Origin of the sequence: Rhodohalobacter sp. SW132 (assembly GCF_003390325.1) — a bacterium.
Lineage (GTDB): Bacteria > Bacteroidota > Rhodothermia > Balneolales > Balneolaceae > SW132.
Genome location: NZ_QUOK01000001.1, coordinates 202,867 through 225,417 on the forward strand (window position 1 = coordinate 202,867; position 22,551 = coordinate 225,417).

General features: G+C 44.5%; 21 protein-coding genes. 19 read left to right on the forward strand and 2 right to left on the reverse strand.

Features of this window, described 5'->3' with window-relative positions; genetic code table 11:
* Nucleotides 1-27: 27 nt before the first annotated feature.
* The 4 genes from DYD21_RS00870 to DYD21_RS00885 all read left to right on the forward strand — a co-directional run bounded on the left by DYD21_RS00870 (nucleotide 28) and on the right by DYD21_RS00885 (nucleotide 4,007).
* The gene (locus tag DYD21_RS00870; RefSeq protein ID WP_158551361.1) at nucleotides 28-1,386 is read left to right on the forward strand and encodes a RagB/SusD family nutrient uptake outer membrane protein; all 1,359 of its coding nucleotides are present in this window, start codon (nucleotides 28-30) and stop codon (nucleotides 1,384-1,386) included.
* A gap of 162 nt (nucleotides 1,387-1,548) precedes the next feature.
* Nucleotides 1,549-2,685, forward strand: coding sequence for a DNA replication/repair protein RecF (locus tag DYD21_RS00875; RefSeq protein ID WP_116033385.1), 1,137 nt, complete (start codon nucleotides 1,549-1,551; stop codon nucleotides 2,683-2,685).
* Between the two features lies 1 nt (nucleotide 2,686).
* Nucleotides 2,687-2,986, forward strand: a complete 300-nt coding sequence (locus DYD21_RS00880) for a DUF721 domain-containing protein (protein WP_116030928.1) — start codon at nucleotides 2,687-2,689, stop codon at nucleotides 2,984-2,986.
* 19 nt (nucleotides 2,987-3,005) lie between these two features.
* Entirely contained in the window at nucleotides 3,006-4,007 is a 1,002-nt protein-coding gene (locus DYD21_RS00885; RefSeq protein WP_116030930.1) for a CdaR family protein, read from the forward strand.
* 11 nt (nucleotides 4,008-4,018) lie between these two features.
* Here the strand turns inward: DYD21_RS00885 and DYD21_RS00890 are convergent, their stop codons facing one another.
* Nucleotides 4,019-5,269: a 4-hydroxy-3-methylbut-2-enyl diphosphate reductase gene (locus DYD21_RS00890; RefSeq protein ID WP_116030932.1), complete on the reverse strand. Its 1,251-nt coding sequence runs from the start codon at nucleotides 5,267-5,269 to the stop codon at nucleotides 4,019-4,021.
* Nucleotides 5,270-5,802: 533 nt separating this feature from the next.
* Between DYD21_RS00890 and DYD21_RS00895 the strand changes: the two genes are divergently transcribed.
* The 9 genes from DYD21_RS00895 to DYD21_RS00935 all read left to right on the forward strand — a co-directional run bounded on the left by DYD21_RS00895 (nucleotide 5,803) and on the right by DYD21_RS00935 (nucleotide 14,916).
* Entirely contained in the window at nucleotides 5,803-6,660 is an 858-nt protein-coding gene (locus tag DYD21_RS00895) for a CsgE family curli-type amyloid fiber assembly protein (protein WP_116030934.1), read from the forward strand.
* 343 nt (nucleotides 6,661-7,003) lie between these two features.
* A complete protein-coding gene (locus tag DYD21_RS00900) occupies nucleotides 7,004-7,564 on the forward strand; it encodes a hypothetical protein (protein WP_147303456.1) in 561 nt (186 codons plus the stop codon).
* A gap of 875 nt (nucleotides 7,565-8,439) precedes the next feature.
* On the forward strand, nucleotides 8,440-9,186 hold the full coding sequence (locus DYD21_RS00905; RefSeq protein WP_116030938.1) for a hypothetical protein: 747 nt from the start codon (nucleotides 8,440-8,442) through the stop codon (nucleotides 9,184-9,186).
* A gap of 77 nt (nucleotides 9,187-9,263) precedes the next feature.
* Entirely contained in the window at nucleotides 9,264-10,082 is an 819-nt protein-coding gene (locus DYD21_RS00910; RefSeq protein WP_158551362.1) for a hypothetical protein, read from the forward strand.
* Nucleotides 10,083-10,213: 131 nt separating this feature from the next.
* Complete coding sequence (locus DYD21_RS00915) at nucleotides 10,214-11,056, forward strand: hypothetical protein (RefSeq protein ID WP_116030942.1); 843 nt, start codon at nucleotides 10,214-10,216, stop codon at nucleotides 11,054-11,056.
* Between the two features lie 110 nt (nucleotides 11,057-11,166).
* Complete coding sequence (locus tag DYD21_RS00920; protein WP_158551363.1) at nucleotides 11,167-12,372, forward strand: hypothetical protein; 1,206 nt, start codon at nucleotides 11,167-11,169, stop codon at nucleotides 12,370-12,372.
* A 190-nt stretch (nucleotides 12,373-12,562) separates the two neighbouring features.
* Complete coding sequence (locus tag DYD21_RS00925; protein ID WP_116030946.1) at nucleotides 12,563-13,576, forward strand: hypothetical protein; 1,014 nt, start codon at nucleotides 12,563-12,565, stop codon at nucleotides 13,574-13,576.
* 68 nt (nucleotides 13,577-13,644) lie between these two features.
* Nucleotides 13,645-14,196, forward strand: a complete 552-nt coding sequence (locus tag DYD21_RS00930; RefSeq protein WP_147303457.1) for a hypothetical protein — start codon at nucleotides 13,645-13,647, stop codon at nucleotides 14,194-14,196.
* 69 nt (nucleotides 14,197-14,265) lie between these two features.
* Complete coding sequence (locus DYD21_RS00935) at nucleotides 14,266-14,916, forward strand: beta-sandwich domain-containing protein (protein ID WP_116030950.1); 651 nt, start codon at nucleotides 14,266-14,268, stop codon at nucleotides 14,914-14,916.
* 40 nt (nucleotides 14,917-14,956) lie between these two features.
* On the opposite strand, the gene DYD21_RS00940 is transcribed toward DYD21_RS00935, so the two are convergent.
* Nucleotides 14,957-15,874, reverse strand: a complete 918-nt coding sequence (locus DYD21_RS00940) for an AraC family transcriptional regulator (protein WP_147303458.1) — start codon at nucleotides 15,872-15,874, stop codon at nucleotides 14,957-14,959.
* Between the two features lie 185 nt (nucleotides 15,875-16,059).
* Here DYD21_RS00940 and DYD21_RS00945 point away from each other — a divergent pair, with 185 nt between their 5' ends.
* From DYD21_RS00945 to DYD21_RS00970, 6 genes are all read left to right on the forward strand, one after another.
* Nucleotides 16,060-17,562, forward strand: a complete 1,503-nt coding sequence (locus tag DYD21_RS00945) for an aldehyde dehydrogenase family protein (protein WP_116030954.1) — start codon at nucleotides 16,060-16,062, stop codon at nucleotides 17,560-17,562.
* A gap of 294 nt (nucleotides 17,563-17,856) precedes the next feature.
* Nucleotides 17,857-18,222 carry a DUF779 domain-containing protein gene (locus DYD21_RS00950; RefSeq protein ID WP_199535434.1) on the forward strand — a complete coding sequence of 122 codons (366 nt, stop codon included), beginning with the start codon at nucleotides 17,857-17,859 and terminating at the stop codon, nucleotides 18,220-18,222.
* A gap of 97 nt (nucleotides 18,223-18,319) precedes the next feature.
* Entirely contained in the window at nucleotides 18,320-19,303 is a 984-nt protein-coding gene (locus DYD21_RS00955; RefSeq protein WP_116030958.1) for an N-acetylmuramoyl-L-alanine amidase, read from the forward strand.
* Nucleotides 19,304-19,535: 232 nt separating this feature from the next.
* The gene (locus DYD21_RS00960; protein WP_116030961.1) at nucleotides 19,536-19,985 is read left to right on the forward strand and encodes an anti-sigma regulatory factor; all 450 of its coding nucleotides are present in this window, start codon (nucleotides 19,536-19,538) and stop codon (nucleotides 19,983-19,985) included.
* Nucleotides 19,986-20,004: 19 nt separating this feature from the next.
* Nucleotides 20,005-21,828, forward strand: a complete 1,824-nt coding sequence (locus DYD21_RS00965) for a PAS domain-containing protein (RefSeq protein ID WP_116030963.1) — start codon at nucleotides 20,005-20,007, stop codon at nucleotides 21,826-21,828.
* 72 nt (nucleotides 21,829-21,900) lie between these two features.
* Nucleotides 21,901-22,551, forward strand: a complete 651-nt coding sequence (locus tag DYD21_RS00970) for a response regulator transcription factor (protein WP_116030965.1) — start codon at nucleotides 21,901-21,903, stop codon at nucleotides 22,549-22,551.

Consider the following 22,551-nt stretch of genomic DNA (forward strand, 5'->3'; position numbering starts at 1 on the left):
ATAATGGTCTTAGCAGGATTAATGCATTTGTCAACATCCTGTAATTTAGTAGAAGTAGATCCCGTAACGGATCCGAATAGCCCGAGTTCCGCCGCTGTTCTTGAAAACGCCACTTTGGGGCAACTGCAGGATTTAGCTGCGGGACTTGAATCCGTACATCGGAACTATAATAGTGCAACAAGCGGGTGGTGGAGCCTTACCGGTACAATTAGCCGCGAACTCTACTATATCAACACATCAGATCCCAGCTTTGCCGGCACCTGGCTGCAAATTCCACCCGTCTCCGTGCCCGCTGAACAGGATAACAACTTCTTTGTGGATGGCAGCGGTTATAATACACCATACTTTGCCATACGTCATGCAAATCTGGTGATTGAGTCTGTTAATAACACAGATGTCGTTACCGAAGCTCAGCGAAACGGATATCTTGGGTTTGCGAATACCATCAAAGCCTACCAGTTCCAGATGCCTTTGATGCATCAGTACGAGAACGGGATTCGTGTAGATGTAACATTCCAGGAACCCCTTAATCCGGGCGGCTACCTGTCGTATGACGACGCTCTCTCAGAAATAAGGGGCATTCTGGATCAGGGATACAGCAACTTGCAAAATGCAGGAAACGAATTTGCATTTACTCTATCTCAGGGTTTTGAAGGATTTAATACTCCTTCTGGTATGATGGAAGTAAACCGTGCGATTGCAGCCCGTTATGCCATTTACGCTGAAGATTGGCAAGGTGCCCTGACGGCGCTGGATGATTCTTTCCTGAACCTTACTCCCGGCCAGGGAGAAGCAGAACTCTATGCAGGGCCTCAACATACATTCAGTGGTGGAAATGACCTGTTTAATCCATACCATTTTGTACCAGATGCTGACCAGAACCTATTAATCGTACCGAGTCCTGCATTTGTAGATGAAGCTGACAATGGTGACCTGCGGCTTGAGCGAAAGCTTGAAGAACGAGAAAATCCGGCTACTACGCCCGACATCACCGGGTTAGAGTCAGCTTACCAGGATGCCCGTTTCAGCTCAGCAACAAGCCCGATGCCGTTTATCAGAAACGAGGAGTTACTTCTTATTTATGCAGAGGCTAATATTCAAATCGGTGATGCAGCAAGTCTTGATAACGCTGTTGATGCGCTGAACATCATCAGAGAGGCGTGGGGAGTCGGTGCATACACCGGCACTATTAATCAGGAAGCATTAATTGATGAGATGCTGAAACAGCGCCGCTACTCTCTTTGGGGCGAAGGTCACCGTTGGGTTGATATGCGAAGATATGAACGGCTTGATCAGATTGATACATCAGCTGATGGCGGACGTGTCGCAAACTATATCGGACGGCCACAAGGTGAACTCGATTGGGATACCTTCTCTTCTAATTGAGAAGTTCTAACAAAGAATAAAAACCGGCCCCCTGCCTCAAAACAGGGGGCTTTTTTTGTGATAACGGGATCAATAGAACTCTTCCATTATAACCTGCTGAAATAACCGGATGAATCAACCGCATTGATATACAGGTACCTATTTTTTTTCTATCTTGGTCAAATGCGAATCAACCGGCTAAAATTACGCTACTTCAGAAATCACATCGATACCGAGGTGGAGTTTGCACCACATCTGAATTTAATAACAGGTCCCAATGGCGCCGGAAAAACCAACGTGATTGATGCCATTCACTACCTTTGCATGAGCCGCAGTTTTGTGGCGTCCAGCGATCAGTACGTGGCCAATAATGAAGAGAAATATTTTATGATCGAGGGCGATTTTGAAGGCGAGATCCGACAGTCGTTCAAGGTATCGTGCAGTTATTCGCGGGGGGAGGGGAAAAAAATATTTGTGAACGACAGCCCGCTCTCCCGCCTGTCTGACCTGATCGGGATGGTGCCGGTTGTAGTGATGAGTCCGGAAGATCTGAAACTAACTGCAGAAGGCCCGGCGGAGCGCCGCTCATTTCTCGACAGTATGATCAGCCAGATCTCCCCAAAATATCTTCGTGATCTGATAAAATTCCGTCACATCCGAAAACAGCGTAACAAACTGCTGCAGGAATTTCGCGGGCCGCGTGAGATTCTGGAGGGATATCTTGAGCCATGGAATCTGCAGCTAACCGAAACCGGCTCACGCCTGATTGCCAAACGGGCAGAAGTACTGGAACGTTTTAAGCGATATCTTGAATTTCAATATCAGTCAATCTCCGAGTTGAAGCTTAAGCCCGGTCTCCGCTATCAAACCATAACGGATCAAACCGAAGACGAAGACGACATTCGCGAGACATACATGCAGCAGCTCGAAGAGAATTCAGAAAAAGAGATGGACCGTGAGCAAACTCTGATCGGCCCGCACCGCGATGAAGTTGTTTTTTACCTTGATGATATGGAACTTCGAAACTATGGATCACAGGGTCAGCACCGCCTTTTTTCCATGGCCCTGAAGATGGCTCAGTTGTTCTATTATTCCGATCAGCTGGATGACCTGCCAATTATGCTGTTGGATGATATTTTTGGCAATCTTGATCAACAAAAAGTATCCGTTATCATGAAAACACTGACTAAACACTCCGGGCAAACGTTTATAACTTCTGCAGCTGAGAAACCTTTTCTGGAATCTCAGTTTAAAGACCATGTAACAAACCGGTGGTTTAGAGTTGAAGACGGGCAAATTGCAACCAAAGCGGAGACTTAATATGGCATTTGGAAATAAACCTCAGTCGATGGACAACCTGCTGAAAGAGTTTATGAAGCGGATTCCACACCGCACCAAACTCCAGCGGGGAATGGTTCTGCACGTCTGGCCGGAAATTGTGGGCGAGCGGATCAACTCCGTTTGTAAAAATCTGCACTTTGAAGGCAGTCGTCTTGTAGTGGAAGTAGAAACCGCTGCCTGGCGCCACGAAATACATATGAACCGCTTCTCAATTGCAAAAAAACTGAACGATAAGGTCGGCAGTAAAATCGTGAAAGAAATTGTTGTGAGATCAGCGTAAATCCACCATATTGAACTTTATGGGAATATTTAAAACCACAAAAGATAAAATAACCGAACTTCTGACAGGGCGGTGGGGCGTCGATGAAGATGACGACACCAAAATGTTTTCCCGCCAAAAAGTGCTCGGATTTGCATTTGCAATGTTGCTTTCCATCAGCCTTTGGGTGATTGTAAATATGGGGCGAGATTATAACGTAAGTATGATGATTCCCATCGAAATTGCACAAATCCCTGAAGATGTAGCTCTGAGCAGCGAAATTCCCAATCATGCAGCTGTAAGCGTAAGTGGTGAGGGCTGGAGTCTGTTTAATTTATATACAAACATTCCGACCATCTCACTCAGCGGGGATAATCAGCAGGTAAATATGTTTGAGCAGGTGAGGCAGCAGATCGGATCGGTTTCTACTGTGAGCGTGATGCAGGTTGATCCGATGTTTATTGAGATTGAAACAGAGCAGCGAATTACAAAACGAGTACCTGTTGAATCGAACATCAGCCTTTCTACCCGCTCTCAGTTCGGAATTTTGGGGTCACCCCGATTTATACCAGACAGCGTTACCGTTACAGGCCCCGCATCGCGTGTAGAACAAATTGAGTCATGGAGCACTGAAGAATCAACGATTGCTGATGTAAGCACGAACCTTGAACTGAATGTGGAGTTGGAATCACCGGGATCCGGCTTGACAGTAAGCCCTTCTGAAGTGCAATTACGGGCTGATATAGCCGAATTTACCGAAGCTCAGGTTCGCATTCCCGTCCGTACACGAGACCTTCCTTCAGGAGTAGCCATTACATTTTCGCCATCCTCGATACTTGTTCGGTATGATGTGCCGATTGAGCAGTATAATGATGTGCAGGATATCCGCCCCTTTGTGGCTTTTGTAGATTACGAAAGAATCGAAGCCGACACCACGGGTCTGATTACACCACAGCTCGAAACGGTAACGGATGAATATGATGTGCGCCTGAGAAGTTTTCAGCCAACCCGTATTTCCTATTTCAATATTCTTTCTGATTAAGCCCGGATATTTTAGGTAGCTGCTGCCATCGTTTTCTCAAACGGTTCGATCACGTCATCCACCTCTCTTGTCTGGTCAAAGAACGAAAGTATTTTCAACAGAACCTCATCCACCAGCACATCCGGACATGAGGCTCCGGAAGTTAGTGCAACTCTAAGATTCTTCTTATCTGCAGGCAGCCAGTTTTTTGTCTCTTTCATCTCCTTCTCCCACTGGTCAAAATGGAGAATTGCTTCAGGTGAATCGAATTCATTTGCATCCCGCACGTGAAACGTAGGGCAATGATCCTCCAGGATTTCAACAAGATGCATCGTATTCGATGAGTTGTAACCGCCAACCACAATTGCAAGATCCGGCTTTGCATCGGCGAGGGCATACGTGGCGGACTGATTTTCGTTCGTGGCGTAACATAACGTATCTGAAGTGTCCGCAAAATGATTTTGCACGTTAGCTTCCCCAAATCGTTTTTTGGAAGCATTCTTCAAGATATTCATCACTTCCTGGGTTTCGGTAGCCAGCATGGTGGTTTGATTGATCACCCCGAAAAATTCAAGATCTTTAAGCGGGTCGAATCCTTCGGTGCTTTTGTGGCCAAAATATTTTTCAAAATCTTCAATCGGACGTTCTTCGGTCATAATTTCAGCCAGGATACGGGCCTCCTCCGGGTTCAGTACAACAACTACCGGTGAATGATCGGCACTGTGAGAGAATGTGGCCCGGGTCTCCTCGTGCCGGTGTTTCCCGTGAACCACCAGGCTATATCCCTTTTTACCGAGCTGTTTTCCACGCTTCCACACCTTCTCCACAAAGGGGCAGGTGGTGTTGTATTGATAAGGATCGATCCCTTGCTGCTGAAGTTTTTCCTGGATATCGAGTGTCGTGCCGAAGGCGGGCACAATCACGATATCATCGGAATGGAGCGATTCGATTGGAATTCGCTCCGTGCCATCCGTATCAAACAGAAATTTCACACCTTTTTCGAGCAGATCCTCGTTTACGGTGGGATTGTGGATCATCTCGCTGAGCAGGTAGATATTTTTATCCGGATTCTCCTCCACCGTGCGGTATGCGATATCGATAGCGTTTTCCACGCCGTAGCAGAATCCAAAATGCCGCGGGATTAACACTGTAAGCGGACCAAAATTGAGTTCTGAAGGCTCCAGGTCTTTTTTACGCGGATCGGTAACCTTGTTCGCCTCCTTTACTTTTCGGATGATCGGTGACCGGTACATTTTCGGGATGTCGAACGACTTTCGTGCCATAAAGCTGCTGGATCATAAAATTATAATTCTGATGAACTCCCCAAAAGAGAGCTCAGCTGAACACCAAATCAATCTTAAAGATACAAAGTTCAAATCAGAAACATGATTGATCTTTTAAAGATTCGGTTCACTTATGGATTTCTGGTCAATTCCTTTGAGCGGTTTTCAGTTAGGAATTATAGAACGGGTCAATGCAGTATGATGAATGATTGACAAACGAATCATCTTGCTGTCTGTGATATTTTTACGGATGCAAATATTGCGAAGCGTATAAGCGGTTAGGAAAGATTAACGGAGATTGGCAACAGGTGCAGCGGGGCCAAATTTAATATTTTTAAGTTACTTAAATTATTAGGCTTAAGTATCATTATAAAACATTTAAGAGCACTACTATAAAAGATTCCTAATTTTGACTATAGAGGTAAAGTTCATTACTTCTAAGGCGATTGCTTTATACGATGTATGAATAAAATAAAGTTGGCTTATACAATATATATAAAGCATCAATCGGGATAAAAAGAGAACACAGGCAAATGGTACAACGTATTATCATATTTATAGTATTGGCAGTATTGCTGAACGGTTGGCATCCGGCAGGTAATGATGATGTTTCAGAGCTGGAACGGTGTAGTGATCTTGACGTTATCTACGAAGTAAAAGAGGGTGATAATCTCTATGAAATCAGCGCACATTATGGAAGCTACCTTTTTTGGGAGTCGATCTATGTGGCAAATGCAGATATACTAAACGATCCAAACCTGATTTTCCCCGGGCAGCAAATTCGGATACCATACAACATCGCGTACTATCAGCAGAATGAGCTGGCTATGAGTGATGTGCTTGAAAATCCCTTTTGTAAACTATCGGAGCTTCCTTACAGGCAGGTACAAAATCGATTTATAACACGCTATGATTTAGCATTTTTAGAGAATAAAGCTAATGCAGAACGTCATCAGGAGAAAGAAGAAGCAGAGAAAAAAGAGCAGGAGAGAATGGCAGAACTTCATGCAGAAGAACTGCAGAGAGAGACCAGGGTAAATCAAAGAGAAAGCAACCAGGAGCAGGTACAGAGAGAATCAGAGAGGCAGATGCTGATTGAGATCGACGGAATGGTGCACGACGAAACGCGTTCGAAGGTGGGCCGCGATTTCTACGATGTATTCTATTCCCATTGGCAGTCACCGCCTGAAGCAGGCAACTTCACTATTCGGGTGGATGAACAGCCTTCACCAAACATGGGAACAACCATCATGGTAAAGGTGAATCAAACGGAAACTTTCAAAATGAGGCTGCAGCCCCGTTATGAAATGATCCAGGAAGCCGGTAAATACGCGGTTCACCAAACATATATGCATCTGAAAAATAACCCGCAAGGGACTTTAATCTACTAAAGCAAATGTACACAAGGTGTAAATGTCGCTATAGTAACAGCAGTTTATTGATGGCACTCCTGACCAGTGAGTCATCGAATTACAGAACAGAAACCAGAACAAAACGTATGAAATCAGGCATTATGGTGTTTCCCTGGAATGGAGTACAGCGGGCGAGTTGAATAGGGTCGGTGTCAGTTAAAGGAATGATAAAGTATACGTAAGAGTGCTTCAGGTAAGATTTAGCAGTGAATTACAAAAAGAGAGAACAAATAGATAGAACTTAGGTTTCAGTAGCAAGACAGGGAACGGATACGGTATCCGTTCCCTGGCAGGAGAACATAAAACTTTAGGAGTCAGACAAATGAGACAATTATACATACTGTTTTTGGTAACCCTTTTTATCACATGCAATGCCTTTGCGCAGACAGGGCAGCGGCCGGGTGAAGTATTTATCCAGCAGGCGAACTTTGATCATACGGAGGCAGCCCAACAGTTTACTAGTGATTTTACTGCACTTTTCGATATGAGTCTCGACGCCGTTGATTTGTTTGATGGCCGGACCAACACCGCATTCGTGAATTTGTATGGGAGTGATAACCAATCCAGTGTTACACAATCCGGCTGGGGAAATGTTGCCATGGTTAATATTCTGGGAGACAGGAACAGATCCGGTCTGCAGCAAAGGGGAAATAGTAATCGGTTTATCCTCAACCTGGAAGGCAGTGATGGTTTGGTTGATGGTATGCAGGCAGGAAAAAATAACTTTTTGCGAATGGACCTGATTGGAAATACCCATAATCAAACATTCAGCCAGACCGGGGCAAATTTATCACTCCAGCTAATTGACAATGGCGGGGGCGGTGTACCCATGCAGATTGAACAGCGAGGCAACGGCGCATCGGTCATTATCGAAAACTACTGAAGTAAATAGTTGATGTAATTTGTTGCTTCTTAATGGGGGGGCTCTCCAACATCGATCCTCGGATGAGGCCCCTGAATCATATACTAAAATCAGCACAACTCGATTTATTGATAACTCATCCGATGATCCAGCTCTCCGGAGGTATTCGGAAATCCGGGTCACTTTTCTTTTCGGTACTAACCTCTCTTCTCTGTCGAAAAGCATTTGGTTAATGAATTCCCAGAAACGTATTTGAAGGGTTCTGATCCTTTTTTGTAATTCCTTTAATAACTCAGATTAAGAAGGCTTTGAAATACCCATCTGCCGGCTGGCTGCCCTCATTGAGATTTTTGAATACAGTCATCCACCGATTTGATTTTGCTAATCGCTGAAATTTGATTTTATAGTTGATATTAAGGTGTGTTTTGAATTCAGTTATTTTTATGTCATACATTTTATATACTATAGTTTTTAATATCATGATTAATTTCAGGCACATCTCAAAGTGATATTTTGGTTCCTGGTAAAACGGAAGGATTTGAATTAGAAACCGCACTTCTTTTCTAATTTTTGGAGCTGTCAAGCAGTTAAAAATCTATAACACACAGACGGCCATTCGTATTCGTTAGATTTTTTAATGCTCTTAAATAACTTATAAACAATAACTTAAGATTGTTATGAAAATTTTAAGGGTCAAACTATAAAGAAACGCTAATTATGATCAATGACAGCTTCTTCATTTCTTTGATGGAGCAAAGAAATCAATTGGTATGATTCTATGATGTACATATTTAAAAATTGAATCTTTATTGATTTTCAAAAACAAATGTTACAAAGTGTCGGCAAGTTGGCTGCCGGCAAAGATTTAGAAAAACTACAGAATTCGGGATTAAACAATGAAAATGTACACTCTCTCTATGCTTATCTGGCTCCTGGCAACAGCCGGGCTATTTGCCCAGGGCAATGATGCCATCATTGAGCAGGCCGGCGATGATCATTCAGCTTCTATAGAGCAGGTTGGATCAACAAATAGTGCATTAGTTATCCAGGAAGTTGCCGGAAACGAGGCAATCATTCATCAGGAAGGATCAAACAGTGCGCAGTTGATTCAGTATGGTGTAGATAATCGCGCCGAAATCAACCAGTGGGCCGGTGGCCAGTCTGGAATTGAGGGAGCTTCTTCAGCTACAATCGAGCAGGCGGGTGATGGAAATAACGTTGAAGTAAATCAATTTGGAAGCCATATCGCAGAGATCAGTCAGACAGGAGAAGGCAGCAATCAAATTAACCTGACACAGGCACAAGGTAATTCAACAGTTTCCTCTTTTGGTGAGGAATTCGGAAGCGGCGCTTTTGCGCTGCTGATGCAGCACGGTTTCAGCAATGAAATCACGCTGGCGCAAAACGGCTCCCATTATGCTGAAATCACGCAGCATGGAAGCTATAACACTGCAGCTGTTACGCAGGATGGACTGGATCTCGGCAACTTTGCCGAAATCGAGCAGGATGGCATACAGAACAGCGCTTTAATTGAGCAGTTTGGCGCAGACAATGCCGCCATCATCCGACAATACGGTAACGGGCACTCCGCCCGCCTGGAGCAATACGGCAACGGCAATCGGGCCATCATTACTCAACAATAATGCAAATTTACACTGAACCGAGAGGTTCAGCTCAAATTAACAAACAACAAATCGTACATAACAAAACACAGAGAACTATGAAAACAATAAGCACATTTACACTCGCACTGTTCTTCGCAGCAGGAACCGCATTCGCACAAAGCAATGATGCAACAGTTGATCAGGAAGGAAATAGCAACGATGCAACAATTGAACAGACCGGAAGCGGACAAGTTTCTGCCATCGATCAATCAGGATCTTCAAATACTGCATCATCTGTTCAGAATAGTACAAGCAACAGCAGTGAAATAAGTATAACACAAGTTGGCTTTTATAATACTGCTTCAGCTGACCATTCAGGTAGCGGAGAAATTACTCAGTATCAGGCTGGCCTGAATAACAGTGCAGTAGCGCGGGCTACATCTTCATCTGATGTAGAGCAGACTCAAATTGGATCCGGTAATGAGGCGTTAATTGCGGAAACAGGTTCCCGATTAAATCAAAATAGTTCAGTGGAGCAATATCAAGTGGGTTTTAACAACGAAGCTTCTCTGTCTATCTGGAGTGGGAATGGCCGTCATCTGGATATTGAACAAATTCAGGTTGGTAGCGGAAATGTAAGTGACATTTCAGATGTAAGCCATTCAAATGTACTTAGTACGAGACAGTATGGGTTGAATAACAGTGCAACACTCGAAAGAGGAAGCAGTGCTTTTACCGGGCATACAGTTGACGTTCTTCAGCTTGGTGATGGCAACAGCGCAACATTTACAAGTAACGGACAACACAATAGTTACGCCGGAATTGAGCAGTTTGGACTCAGTAATATGGCTTCAATTGCACACGGCAGCGGAGATTTCGCAACTATTTCACAAGAAGGCTACAGCAACTCAGCTACAATCACACAAGGAAACTAAATCCTTTTGATGTCCGGACGCCCGGTTCTAATTGCCGGGCGGCTGAGACTCAAACGCCAGTATAAAAACAAGAAAAGTACCAGTTACATATCATAAATCAACAAATCGTACAACTCAAAACAAAAAGAATCATGAAAACAATAAGCACATTTACACTCGCACTGTTCTTCGCAGCAGGAACAGCATTCGCACAAAGTAATGACGCTTCAATTTCTCAAGTCGGCTCAGATAATGATGCTGATGTAACTCAGACAGGCACTCATGAGGCGTCCGTTACACAAATTGGAGATTACAATAGCGCAACAGCTCTTCAGGTAGGAGCCGATACTGAAAGTTCTGTAACGCAAACCCAAACCGGAAATGAGAACAGTGCAACAGCATTGTACCTCGGACGATCGGGTGACTGGGATGGACGAAGCGGAGTCATAACCCAGATTCAAACTGGTGACAATAATACCGCTTATGCTGTTGGCCGTGAAGGAGCAAATCTTAGCCAGGAACAGATCGGTAATTATAACCATGCCCAGATAGGCGACCCTACAGGCGAAAGCGGCAACCCAAATGGTATTCGACGAGTTATGAACGTCGACCAATATCAGGAAGGTGACTTCAATACAGCTTATGTAGAGCCTGGATTCAGATTCATCCGTGATGGTGTTATCAATCAATCACAAATTGGTGATGGCAACCTCGCAGAAGCACTTGGCCTGACAAATGCAGCCCGAATTAATCAGTCACAGGTTGGTGATGATAACATTTCTATTGTTGAGCAGGGAAATAGCAATTTTCATGCAAACACAACGCAAGAAGGCGATTTCAATGAAGCGTACATCATAACTGGCGGCCATTCATTTAATGAAATCAGTCAGTTCGGTGATTCTAACTTCGGCTCAATTGAAACATCCAGCCACAGCAGTGGAGTGATTTCGCAAGATGGTGATTTCAACACAGCTACAATCACACAAAGTAACTAAATCTTTTGATGTCAGGGCGCCTGGTTCAAATTACCGGGCGCCATTGGCTCAAATTACACAGAACAACAAGAGAAGTACCTAAAACAAAAAAACGACTACAGAGGTTAATTATGAATAAGTTTACCACACTATCATTTGCACTGCTTTTCGCGGCAGGAACCGCACTTGCGCAAAGCAATGACGCTTCGATCGACCAAGTGGGCGATGATCACGATGCCATGATTTCCCAAACCGGATCTTTAAACGATGCACATGTTTTGCAAACGGCTGACGCCGGCAGGGAAGGCAGCGACGTTGGAACAGCTGATGTGACTCAGGATGGATCAGAAAACAGCGTAAATCTCCGTCAGAGAAACTTTTTTGGCAATAATGTTGCAAACATCACGCAAGTTGGATCAGGCAACAGTGTGCAGGGAACAAGCGCCGGTTCAGCGTTTCTGCAGAATCACGGACTGAACATCATTGATGTGATGATGGAAGGAGATGATAATACGCTTTACAGCCTTCGTGGTGAAGCACAGAAAAATACCAACACTCTTCTGCTTGATATTCTTGGCGACGGTAACACGGTAGGACTCCTGCAAGAGCATGGATATGCAGATATATCTCTCACCGGATCTTTCAACGATGTTGTACTCGATCAGAAAGCGAACAACAACGCAAATCGTCAGACTGCCTATGTGGATGTAACCGGAAGCGATAACCTGGTGGATGTTTCTCAGAGAGGACAAGCCGGAACAGCTGATATCACGCAAAATGGTGATGATAACACAGCTTTTGTACGTCAAAATGGTGTAGGAAACTCAGTTCTGATTGAGCAGGGTGTATACGGCGGTGCGACTGCAAGCATTGCAGACTTTACCCAAATTGGCGATGGCAACTACTTCGAAACCAAGCAGGTTCGTTCCGTTGATAACAGAGTGACCGGTACGCAGCTTGGAGATGATAACTACTACCGTGCAAGCGTTCGCGGCGAAGACAATTCTGTAAGCATGGATGTTGCAGGCGATGAAAACCGCGGAAGCTGGGCAATCAGCTCACTCGGATGGCCACATCAGCCAACAGGAAACTCACTTACTCTTGATGTAACCGGCAGCAATAACTACAGCACAGGAAGCATTGCCGGTGATAACAATACCGTAACCGTTGCACAGGACGGACTTGGTAACCGACTCGGAACATCATGGTACACAAGCGATGGCGTAAGCATTGCAGGTGATGCCAACTCCGTATCGATCGGACAGTTTTCAGACTATAACACTGCTTCAGTTAGCGTAGCAGGAAACAGCAATACAGCGACCATTACCCAGAACTAAATTTGTTCTGAGTGTACATTTGCAACCCTGCACGGTTTGAACGCCGTGTGGGGGATTTGTTTATCCAAATAAATTAAGAATGAAAAAGCTAATACATAACCGGAGGAATTGAACCGGGATGTTGAGGCAGATCATCAATAAAAAACACAGAGATTAAAAAACTGTTTTTTTGCTCAGGTCTAATCTATAAATGACTACCAAAGAGTTCCATATCGCCCTTCTGACCATTTTTCTGATCGTTGCAGGCGTGCTTACTCATCACCTGCTGAACGACGGAAATAATGCCTCTTATTTTCAGTTTGAGTTACCGAAATTCGGTGAGATTTCTTCAAATCAAACGGAAAAGGCCCCATCTGGAATAGGCACACCAATCTTTCGGGCACCATTTATCGGCGGGGAAAAGGATCAGAAAAGAGATACACATCCACTTTCGTTTGATGAAGAGCAGATTTTAAAAACAGAGCCGGATCAGGGTAAAGATGAAGAAAAACAAAATGTGGAAAGAGAACAGGTTGAAAATCAACAAGTGAGCCCACCAGAAGATGAGAGTGAAAATAAGGTAAAACCCACATCTGCCCGTTTATTCATTCCGTTTACCCGGTTAACGGAGAGCTACCCCTGGGTAAACAAAGGCTCGGCTTTACAAAAATTAGAAAGTGCCGATAAGAGAGATGAAGCGGGGTTTGGTTCCCGTATTGACGTATTGACCGGGCAACAGGAACTGAGTCGTTCTCATGTGAGGATTCTCCAGATAAGCGATGAAAATACCGCGGATGTAAGGAGTGAGAACCGCGATAATTATGTGGAGATCATTCAGTCGGGAGATTCCGGAAATGTGGTGCAACTGACGCAAAGTGCATCCGGAAATACCGCTCAAATCACTCAGCAAGGTTATGGAAACAGGCTTGGAAGTAATAAAACCCAGTGGATCAACCCGAGAATTACCACGGAGCAGATCAGGGATTCCAGGCTTGATATTTCTCAAGCCGGTGATTTTAACGCAGCCGATTTCATACAGGATGGATCCAAAGTGCAATCCCAACAGTTCGGTGTGATGAATACAGTGATTGCCGGCCAAATACAGAGCACAGCACATATTTCTCAAAATGGTGATTTTAACACGACAACCCTGGAGCAGAATAACGGATCAGCTGATATCAATCAGGAAGGAACTGGTAACCTGATCACGCTCCGCCAGCTCTGAGATCAACCGGTCATACGTTCGTTTATCAATCTTTTGGATTGAGCAAACCTAAAACGAATGAAACCGGAATGAAAATATTCATATGGATCGCTCTTTTACTGGCTGCAGGCCTTCCGGCCGCAATTGCACAGACCCATCAAAATCCGGGCGAAGTATTTATCGAACAGGCAGCATTTAATCATAATGATGCAGTCGTTCAGTTTACCGGAGAGTTCAGCCATCTATTTGAACCAGAAGAGGAGTTTTCGGCCAGTTTCAGTGATGGGGATCACCACGCAAGTGTTTTGCAATCGGGAAAAGGAAATCTGACTCTTCTGAATCAAATCGGATTTAATAATCGGACTATACTAAATCTGATTGGTGCCGATAATGTAGCGGGGGTTGTTCAGAATGGCGATAACAACCAGGCTGCAGTAAGATGGGTTGGATCGGCGAATGAGTTTGAATATCTTCAACTCGGCGATTTCAACCGGATGGAAGTACAGCAGTCTGGATCGGGGGTTCGTCAGCGTTTTGAGCAGATTGGCAGCAATCATGCCCTGCAGGTGATCGGCCGGGGTATCCCGCTGAACATTTCACAGTTCGGCAATGGAGCTTCTGCAGTGGTCGAAACGTATTAAAGTAGAGCAAACAGAGCGCCTGTTACATCAGAAAAAGTTTACCCATAACATTTCATTACAGAAGAAATTATGAAGTCACGAATTGTATTTTATCTGACAATGCTTGCCGCATCGGGATTGATTTTCGGATCGTGCGCAAAAGAGTCGGTTGAAGCTGAATCCTTTGGCGATATTGATGGCATTGTCATCAACAGTGAGACTGAGACGGGGCTGGGTACTGTAAATATTACAACCACACCGGCATCAAACGCAATTTTTACTGAGAGCGACGGCACGTTTACTATTCAAAATGTTCCCACAGGAAACTACACCATCCAGGCGCGTAAAAAAGATTACAGTAATGCATCAGTGAGCGTATCTGTCCGTGACGGGCAAACAGCCGTTGCCAAAATTTTGATGAACCCCGTGGACGAAGATGAAGATTCCACTGCCACAACCGATGACTTTCGTGCTGAAATTACAGCCTGGTTTAATGATGTGGATGGCGATTCAACTCACGTGGATGTGAATTACCGAGTAACCAACACAAGCGAAGCTGCCGATATCGAAGAGTATGAGGTCTATTTTGAAATTCTTACCGTGAGCGGAACCAGTTATTTCTTTGATGTCTCCGGCGAAACACTGCGTGCCGGTCAAAGTCGTAATGGTGAGCACAGACACTATATCAGAAATGAAGAGGCAACAGATGTAATTATCAATGATGTGTGGATTCTTCAGTAAACATAATCATGGCCGGGTACAATCTGTGAGATAAAAGATCTCATCCGGCCTGTTTCTTAAGCTGATACTGTTTAGGTGTGGTTCCGGTATGCTCTTTGAACAGTTTTATAAAATGGCTCAGGCTGGAATATCCCAGCTTAAAGCTCACGTCGGTCACGTTCAGATCTTTATTCCGGAGCAATTTGCACGCTTTTTTCACTCTCTCCCTGTTGATATACTCCACCGGACTGATCCCAAACTCGTTATTGAAATAGCGATAAAACGAAGCCTTACTCATGCAGGCGATATCAGCCAGTTTATTGATTGAGATTGGCCGGTCCAGGTTGTTTTTGATAAACTCCACGGCAGAAGCCAGCCCGCTTTGTGTAACATGCTTCCGGTAATTTTTCAAAAGCAGGTTTCTCGATTCGGTCTGCAGCATGTGAACAATCAGTTCGGCCGTATTCATCTCCACCAGAAGATCTTTTTGATTGTGCTCCTCTGTAAAAATGTGAAACAGCTTTCGGATCAGCAGATCAACAGATTCTGTATTGGAAAAATGGACAGAAGCTGATGCGTCATACTCCCACTCACCGGATGTTTTTGTACGCGGCATCCGGTCGTTCATCCGGGCAACGATCTCATCAATCCGCTCCAGGGGAAGCTCAACGGTGATGCATTTTGTGGGCTGATTTAACTTCGCATCCGGAAAATCGATGTAGATCGTCGAATCGGGAGGCAGTACCAGCGATTCACTAGGCACAAACTCAAAAGGGGTTTCATCGCCCGAGTGGATCACCTTCTTGCCGGAAATCATACCGCAATACATCGGGCTGTCTGATTTCAGTTCCACCCTACTCGCTTCCTGATACGTATCATAAACCGAAAAGACGGCATCCCTTCCCGCATAGCTGGTCCGGTTTTCAACCAGTTGCCGGGGCGGCTTTTCTCTGTTTTGTACCAGGGATTGATTAATCATGGCAGAATGGATCTGATTACCGTACAACCGGCGCTGCACCGTTTTTTAGTATAGATAATGAACATATCGAAACCAAATTGAGACGATAGCGCAATTTTCTGAGAGTATAGACCAAGATTGGAAGCGCTTTTTTATGCATCATTGAGTACAAATAACTAAGTAACTTAATTTAATGGAGACTTAAAATGTTGCATGAACGCCCCACATTCAAAGATAAATATGATAACTATATCGGCGGAAAATTCGTGCCGCCGGCCGATGGAGAATATTTCGATAACATTTCGCCTGTTGATGGAAAAGCGTTCACTAAATGTGCGCGATCCAATGAAAAAGACATTGAGATGGCACTTGATGCCGCTCATAAGGCAGCACCGGAGTGGAATCGCTCTTCAGCTGCAGAACGGGCATCGGTGCTAAACAAAATGGCCGATATCATAGAGGATAACCTCGAGCTTCTGGCACGTGTCGAAACAATTGAGAATGGAAAACCGATCCGGGAAACGATGAATGCCGATCTGCCCCTGGTGGTGGATCACTACCGCTATTTTGCTGCTGCGATTCGAGCACAGGAGGGTGGTATCTCGGAGCACGATGCCAATACAGTATCGATCAATCTGCCGGAGCCGCTGGGCGTAGTAGGTCAGATTATACCATGGAATTTTCCGCTGCTGATGGGCGCCTGGAAAATAGCACCCTCCCTGGCTGCAGGAAATTGCACGGTGGTAAAACCGGCCGAGCAGACCCCTTCAAGCATTATGGTGATGTTGGAGCTGATTGGAGATGTAATTCCCGATGGTGTGCTGAACGTTGTAAACGGATTTGGCCCTGAAGCCGGACAGCCGCTCGCTACCAATGAGCGGATCGCCAAAATTGCGTTCACCGGCGAAACCACAACCGGCCGGCTGATTATGCAGTACGCATCTGAAAATATCGTACCGGTAACGTTGGAGCTGGGCGGCAAAAGTCCGAACGTCTTTTTTGAAAGCGTGATGGATGCTGATGATGAGTACTTTGATAAAGTTCTGGAAGGTGCGGCAATGTTTGCGCTAAACCAGGGAGAAGTCTGCACCTGCCCGTCACGTATCCTGGTACAGGAGTCAATCGCGGAAGTATTTACCGAACGGGTTGTTGAGCGGGTGAAGAAGATCAAAATGGGGCACCCGCTGGATGATGAGACGATGGTGGGCGCGCAGGCTTCGAACGATCAGTATGAGAAGATTCTGAACTACTTTGAAGTTGGCCGCGAAGAGGGTGCAAAAGTTCTCGTTGGCGGCGGTAAAGCCGATGTGGGCAGCAACGGAACCTCCAATGGGTACTATATACAGCCAACCATCTTTTCCGGAAATAATAAAATGCGGGTATTCCAGGAAGAGATTTTTGGCCCGGTTTCATCACTCACAACATTCAAAGACGTGGATGAAGCTATAGAGATTGCCAATGACACACTCTACGGTCTCGGAGCCGGCGTGTGGACCCGTGATGCTCACGAACTCTACCAGGTGCCGCGTGCCATCAAAGCGGGGCGTGTGTGGGTGAACTGCTACCACACCTATCCGGCACACGCAGCTTTTGGCGGGTATAAAAAATCCGGATTTGGCCGCGAAAATCACAAGATGATGCTGGATCACTATCAGCAGACCAAAAACATGCTGATTTCATACGACAAGAAAGCAATGGGCTTTTTCTAAGAGTTGACCCACAAACCAAACCCCCGGTGCTTTTATTAGCCCGGGGGATGTTTAGTTCGGTTGAGTGGTTTAAGTTTAATTACAGGCTGTACCAAAATCCCAACAACCCACCTCTGATCCAAACTCTGTACGAGTTTTGATCTGTCTCCTCCCGGGAGGAGAGGTTCATTTTCTTGCTATTCCGAGGTAGGCTCGAAAGAGCTGGAGTTGATAATCTAACTCAAATCATCAATCTCAGGATGTTAACTATGAGCTCCTCTAATCATTTAACTTTCATCTCTAATCTGTTGTACCATGCCAGTAAAACGAGTTCTTATAACCGATGATGCCAAAGAAGTAATGGATGAACTGCGAGAAAAGCATGGCGAACTGATGTTTCACCAAAGCGGCGGGTGCTGCGATGGTTCTTCGCCTATGTGCTATAAAGCCGGGCAGTTTCGGGTGGGTAAAAGTGATGTGAAACTGGGTGAGGTTTATGGTGCTCCTTTTTACATGGCGAAAGACCAGTTCAAATACTGGCAGCACATGCAGCTCACGCTTGATGTGAAGCCGGGACGCGGTTCAAGCTTTTCGATAGAGATTCCGATGGGTGTGCGGTTTCTCATCAAATCGAAGATGTTTACGGAAGAACAGCTGGAGGATCTGGAGCCTGTGGAATAAACCGAATTTTTTTTCTGATTAAATCATAATTATCTATTCTTTGCCGGTATTTATTACTTTCATGCATCAGGAATTTCAAATGATATAAATTCTTAGCATGAATAGAATTCTTTTTCTTTTTTCTTTTGTCATTCTGTTGGCGGGGTGTGAGACATCTGAAAATTCAATCGAAGGCAAAACAATTGTGCTCGATCCCGGTCACGGCGGTACGGCTGAAGTGGATCACTATCGGGTTGGACCCACTGGAGAGCGGGAGGAGTGGATCAATTTGCGTGTGGCACTGATGCTGCAGGATCTGCTGATTGAAGAAGGTGCTGAGGTGCTCATGACCCGCACGGATGACAGCGACGTAGGCTTGCAGGAACGTGCACAGCTTGCTGTGGATAACAATGCGGATCTGTTTCTGTCGATCCACCACAACGCTATAGCCGATACTTCCGTGAACTTTCCGGTGGTCTACTTCCATGGCAATGCCAGCGAAAACCGCGCCGGCCTGCAGCTTGGTAAGATATTGGGACAAAAAATAAACGATGCGCTTTTTGATGGAGAGGAACCGGTGTTGGTGGCATCTGATCACACCATATTCACCCGATCGGGCACAGCGGTTTTGCGGCACTCTTACGGCATTCCCGGTATCATTACAGAGGCTTCCTTTTTCACAAATCCGGATGAAGAACAGCGCCTGAAAGAGGAGGATTACAACCGTAAGGAAGCGGAAGCACTTGTTGAAGGAATCAGTGAATTTTTTGAGGCCGGTGCCGAACCCATTAAAGAGAAATTTAGCAAAATTGAACTTCCGTCATTCCCGGTACTGCAGGCTGAAGGGCGAATGAGTCCTGAAGTTCTTGGGTGGAAATCAGCTTTTGAACAGGCACAGGAGTTAAGAGAAAGTTCAGAACCTGAAAAAATTATTCAGGCTTTAGAATACGCAACAGAGAGTGCCCATCTTTTTCCCGATTCACCTGTGGCGAAACAGGCTCATGAGCTGCGAGCTGAATTGCTTGAGAGATTAGGTCGCCCGGATGAAACTCATTTAGCCAGAAAACGCTCCGAAGAGTTCTATAAACTATTACGGCCGTAAATAAATAAACACAGGTTATTAAATGATATGCCGGTGACTTAGAACTTATGATTTAGGTGGTTAAGTTATTGTTAATGTTGTTTATTGCAGGTGAGATATGGCAGACACTCACAGTGAGAACCCGGAACAAATATTTCATGAGAGCCTATATAATTATTAATTAATTGAACCATATAAATTTTTAATACGAATCGTTACCGTATTAAGCATCACGGTTTCAAAACTATTATATATGAATTTATGTAAGAAAAACATACCGTCAGATACCTTTACAACGGTTGACTTGTCGGATGTGATAGAGATACGCCGGTATACCAGGAATTTGGCCGGAACCCTGGGATTTTCAAAAACAAATCAAACTCAGATTACCAGTGCGGTAAGTGAAATTTGTGAAAATGTGATTGATTTTGCGATCAGAGGTCATGTGAACGTGAAGTCCGTGAATTTCGAAACCCGCCGGGGTATCCTGATAAAAGTAACAGATTCTGGTCCTGGAATTCTCGACATATCTGCAGCTGTAAAGGATGGATATTCAACCCGTAACCGCCTCGGACTGGGCTTGCCGGGCACAAAAAGGTTTATGGATATCTTCAAAGTGCAGTCTAAGCCGGATGACGGAACTAAAGTTGTGATGTGCAAGTGGGTTACTGACAGAGACAGATTCATGCTTCAATCAGTTTGAAGAATAGGGCTAAACTATTATGAGTATCGATAAAAGCGACATCAAACAGATGTTTTTCGACCGGCTGAACAGTTTTTTAGTAAATCAGTCGGAAGAGAATTTATCTGATATTTATTCTCTTGGCAGGCAGGCTTTGAATAGCGGTTTTGGACTGCTTGAATTGCTTGAAATCTATCATGAAACCACTGAAAGCAGAGATTTTAATATCAGTGAATCCCAGCAAAAACATCTGAAGATCGCGCTTAGCTTTCTTACGGAATGCCTTGCTCCCTACGAAATGAAACAGCAAGGGTACGAAGAAATGATTAAAAGTCTCAAAGATCAAAACAATCAGCTGAAAAAAGAGGTTGAACAGAGAAAACAGGTTGAAAACGAACTTAAGGAAAGTAAAAATCACTTCCAGCAGCTTGTAGAAAATGTGCTCGATATCATAACCATTTTAGACCCCGATGGTACGATCCGGTTTCTAAGTCCCTCGGTAAAAAAAGTTTTAGGATATTCGCCCGAAGAGCTTCAGGAAGTGCAGGTATTGGATTTGATCCGTGAGAAGGATCGTAAGCAGGTAAGGAATAAATTACAGGAAGTTTCTGAAAAACCAGGCAATGAAATTTCTGTGCGATTTGAAATTAAACATAAAAAGGGTCAGTACAGGTGCCTGGAAAGCTCAGCAAAAAACGCTGTTAATGCATTGGGGAAGCCGGGAATTATTGTCAATTCACGCGATGTCTCCGAAAGGGTAAAAGCATTTGAAAAGTTAGAAGCGAGTCGCGAACAGCTTCGGAAAGCGCAAAAAATTGGTATGCTTGGGAGCTGGGAGTGGGATATTGTAAAAGGCGATCTCAATTGGTCTGGTGAATTGTGCGATATTTATGGGATTCCGGAAGAGGAGAAGCCCCGTACATACAAGGATTTTTTAGATATGATGCCGGATAAGGACCGGGATAGAATGATTCGTATCATACGTGATGAGTATATAAAGAAAGATAGTTTCGAATTTGAACACCGAATTGAGCTGCCTGATGGCCGGAAAAAACTACTTTTAGTTCGCGGAGATGTGATACAGAATGATGAGGGTAAACCTGTGAAGATGATCGGGACCGGACAGGATATTACCAGGATGAAAGAAACAGAACGTAAACTGCGTGAATACAGCGATCAGCTGAGACAATTGTCCCGCAAAAATGAACAGGTTCGTGAAAATGAAAGGATTCGTATTTCGCGCAAACTCCATGATGAATTGGGGCAGACATTATCTTTACTGAAAGTTGATCTGTTTATTTTACAGCAAAAACTGGATTCAGATGATAAAACTGCAATCCAAAAAGAGTATGTAGTTGAGGAGCTGAAGAAGTCAATCAAACACGTTGAGACAACGATAAAAACGGTGCAAACCATTTCACGTGAACTGAGACCGCTGATACTGGATGATTTTGGCCTTTCTGAAGCAATATGCTGGCAGCTCGATAAGTTTGAAAGTCATAGTGGAATTACGACCACATTTCAGAATAATACTGACCCTGACCAACATCTTGGTGAAGAAGAAACCACGGCTGTGTTTAGAATTTTGCAGGAATCATTGACAAATATTCTGCGACATGCAAATGCCAGTAAAGTAGATGTTGAACTGCAAGAGAAAAAAGGCCGATTGGTCTTAAAAGTTAAAGATGATGGAATTGGCATTCGCTGGGATCAGCTTAAAAACTCTAAATCATTGGGGATACTGGGGATGCGTGAGCGGTGTGCTCTTCTCGGCGGAGATATATCTTTTGTTGACCAGGATGGGAAGGGAACAACAGTCATTCTTACCATACCATTTGAAAAAGAAGAAGTGTCTGATGGATAGAATCACCACTGCTGTCGGCTGAGAATACTCGATTTGAAACTACAAACTATAAAAAAACTATAAAATTGAATTATGATTAATGTAATTGTAGCGGATGATCACCCACTGCTTCGTGAGGGGGTTAAAAAAGTATTGACAGAACAATCAAATTCGATCCGGGTGATAAAGGAAGTATCAAATGCCGGTGATCTGATGAACGCCCTCTCTGAAGAGGAACCGGATCTCGTCATTCTTGATATCACCATGCCGAACCGAAGTGGTCTGGACGCGATGAAGGATATGCAGGATATCCACCCAAAAATTCCGGTACTTATTTTAAGTATGCATCCGGAAGATCGCTTTGCCATACGTGCCATTAAAGCAGGCGCTTGGGGTTATGTGAACAAGTCGAGTATTGGGGAAGAGCTTGTAAAATCCATCACAACAATTGTAAAGGAAAAACGCAGATACATTAATTCCAAAGTTGCCGAGGAGCTAGCACGCCAGATCGGAACGCCGTCTGATCAGCTTCCACACCATGCATTATCCGACAGGGAATTCCAGGTATTTCACAGGGTTGCTTCAGGAATGAAAATAAGCGACATCGCAAAAGAGCTTTCTTTAAGCGTGCAAACGATCCACACCTATAAAACGAGACTTAAAAAGAAAATGGATCTGAAATCCAACGCAGATCTTACAAGGTATGCAATCCAGCATAACCTGGCGGATCTGAACGTAGAATAA

Bases quoted from the DNA above. Each gene is read 5' to 3' on its own strand.
- DYD21_RS00875 (WP_116033385.1), top strand. From the start codon at position 1,549: ATGCGAATCAACCGGCTAAAATTACGCTACTTCAGAAATCACATCGAT.
- DYD21_RS00880 (WP_116030928.1), top strand. From the start codon at position 2,687: ATGGCATTTGGAAATAAACCTCAGTCGATGGACAACCTGCTGAAAGAG.
- DYD21_RS00885 (WP_116030930.1), top strand. From the start codon at position 3,006: ATGGGAATATTTAAAACCACAAAAGATAAAATAACCGAACTTCTGACA.
- DYD21_RS00890 (WP_116030932.1), bottom strand. From the start codon at position 5,269: ATGGCACGAAAGTCGTTCGACATCCCGAAAATGTACCGGTCACCGATC.
- DYD21_RS00895 (WP_116030934.1), top strand. From the start codon at position 5,803: ATGGTACAACGTATTATCATATTTATAGTATTGGCAGTATTGCTGAAC.
- DYD21_RS00900 (WP_147303456.1), top strand. From the start codon at position 7,004: ATGAGACAATTATACATACTGTTTTTGGTAACCCTTTTTATCACATGC.
- DYD21_RS00905 (WP_116030938.1), top strand. From the start codon at position 8,440: ATGAAAATGTACACTCTCTCTATGCTTATCTGGCTCCTGGCAACAGCC.
- DYD21_RS00910 (WP_158551362.1), top strand. From the start codon at position 9,264: ATGAAAACAATAAGCACATTTACACTCGCACTGTTCTTCGCAGCAGGA.
- DYD21_RS00915 (WP_116030942.1), top strand. From the start codon at position 10,214: ATGAAAACAATAAGCACATTTACACTCGCACTGTTCTTCGCAGCAGGA.
- DYD21_RS00920 (WP_158551363.1), top strand. From the start codon at position 11,167: ATGAATAAGTTTACCACACTATCATTTGCACTGCTTTTCGCGGCAGGA.
- DYD21_RS00925 (WP_116030946.1), top strand. From the start codon at position 12,563: ATGACTACCAAAGAGTTCCATATCGCCCTTCTGACCATTTTTCTGATC.
- DYD21_RS00930 (WP_147303457.1), top strand. From the start codon at position 13,645: ATGAAAATATTCATATGGATCGCTCTTTTACTGGCTGCAGGCCTTCCG.
- DYD21_RS00935 (WP_116030950.1), top strand. From the start codon at position 14,266: ATGAAGTCACGAATTGTATTTTATCTGACAATGCTTGCCGCATCGGGA.
- DYD21_RS00940 (WP_147303458.1), bottom strand. From the start codon at position 15,874: ATGATTAATCAATCCCTGGTACAAAACAGAGAAAAGCCGCCCCGGCAA.
- DYD21_RS00945 (WP_116030954.1), top strand. From the start codon at position 16,060: ATGTTGCATGAACGCCCCACATTCAAAGATAAATATGATAACTATATC.
- DYD21_RS00950 (WP_199535434.1), top strand. From the start codon at position 17,857: ATGCCAGTAAAACGAGTTCTTATAACCGATGATGCCAAAGAAGTAATG.
- DYD21_RS00955 (WP_116030958.1), top strand. From the start codon at position 18,320: ATGAATAGAATTCTTTTTCTTTTTTCTTTTGTCATTCTGTTGGCGGGG.
- DYD21_RS00960 (WP_116030961.1), top strand. From the start codon at position 19,536: ATGAATTTATGTAAGAAAAACATACCGTCAGATACCTTTACAACGGTT.
- DYD21_RS00965 (WP_116030963.1), top strand. From the start codon at position 20,005: ATGAGTATCGATAAAAGCGACATCAAACAGATGTTTTTCGACCGGCTG.
- DYD21_RS00970 (WP_116030965.1), top strand. From the start codon at position 21,901: ATGATTAATGTAATTGTAGCGGATGATCACCCACTGCTTCGTGAGGGG.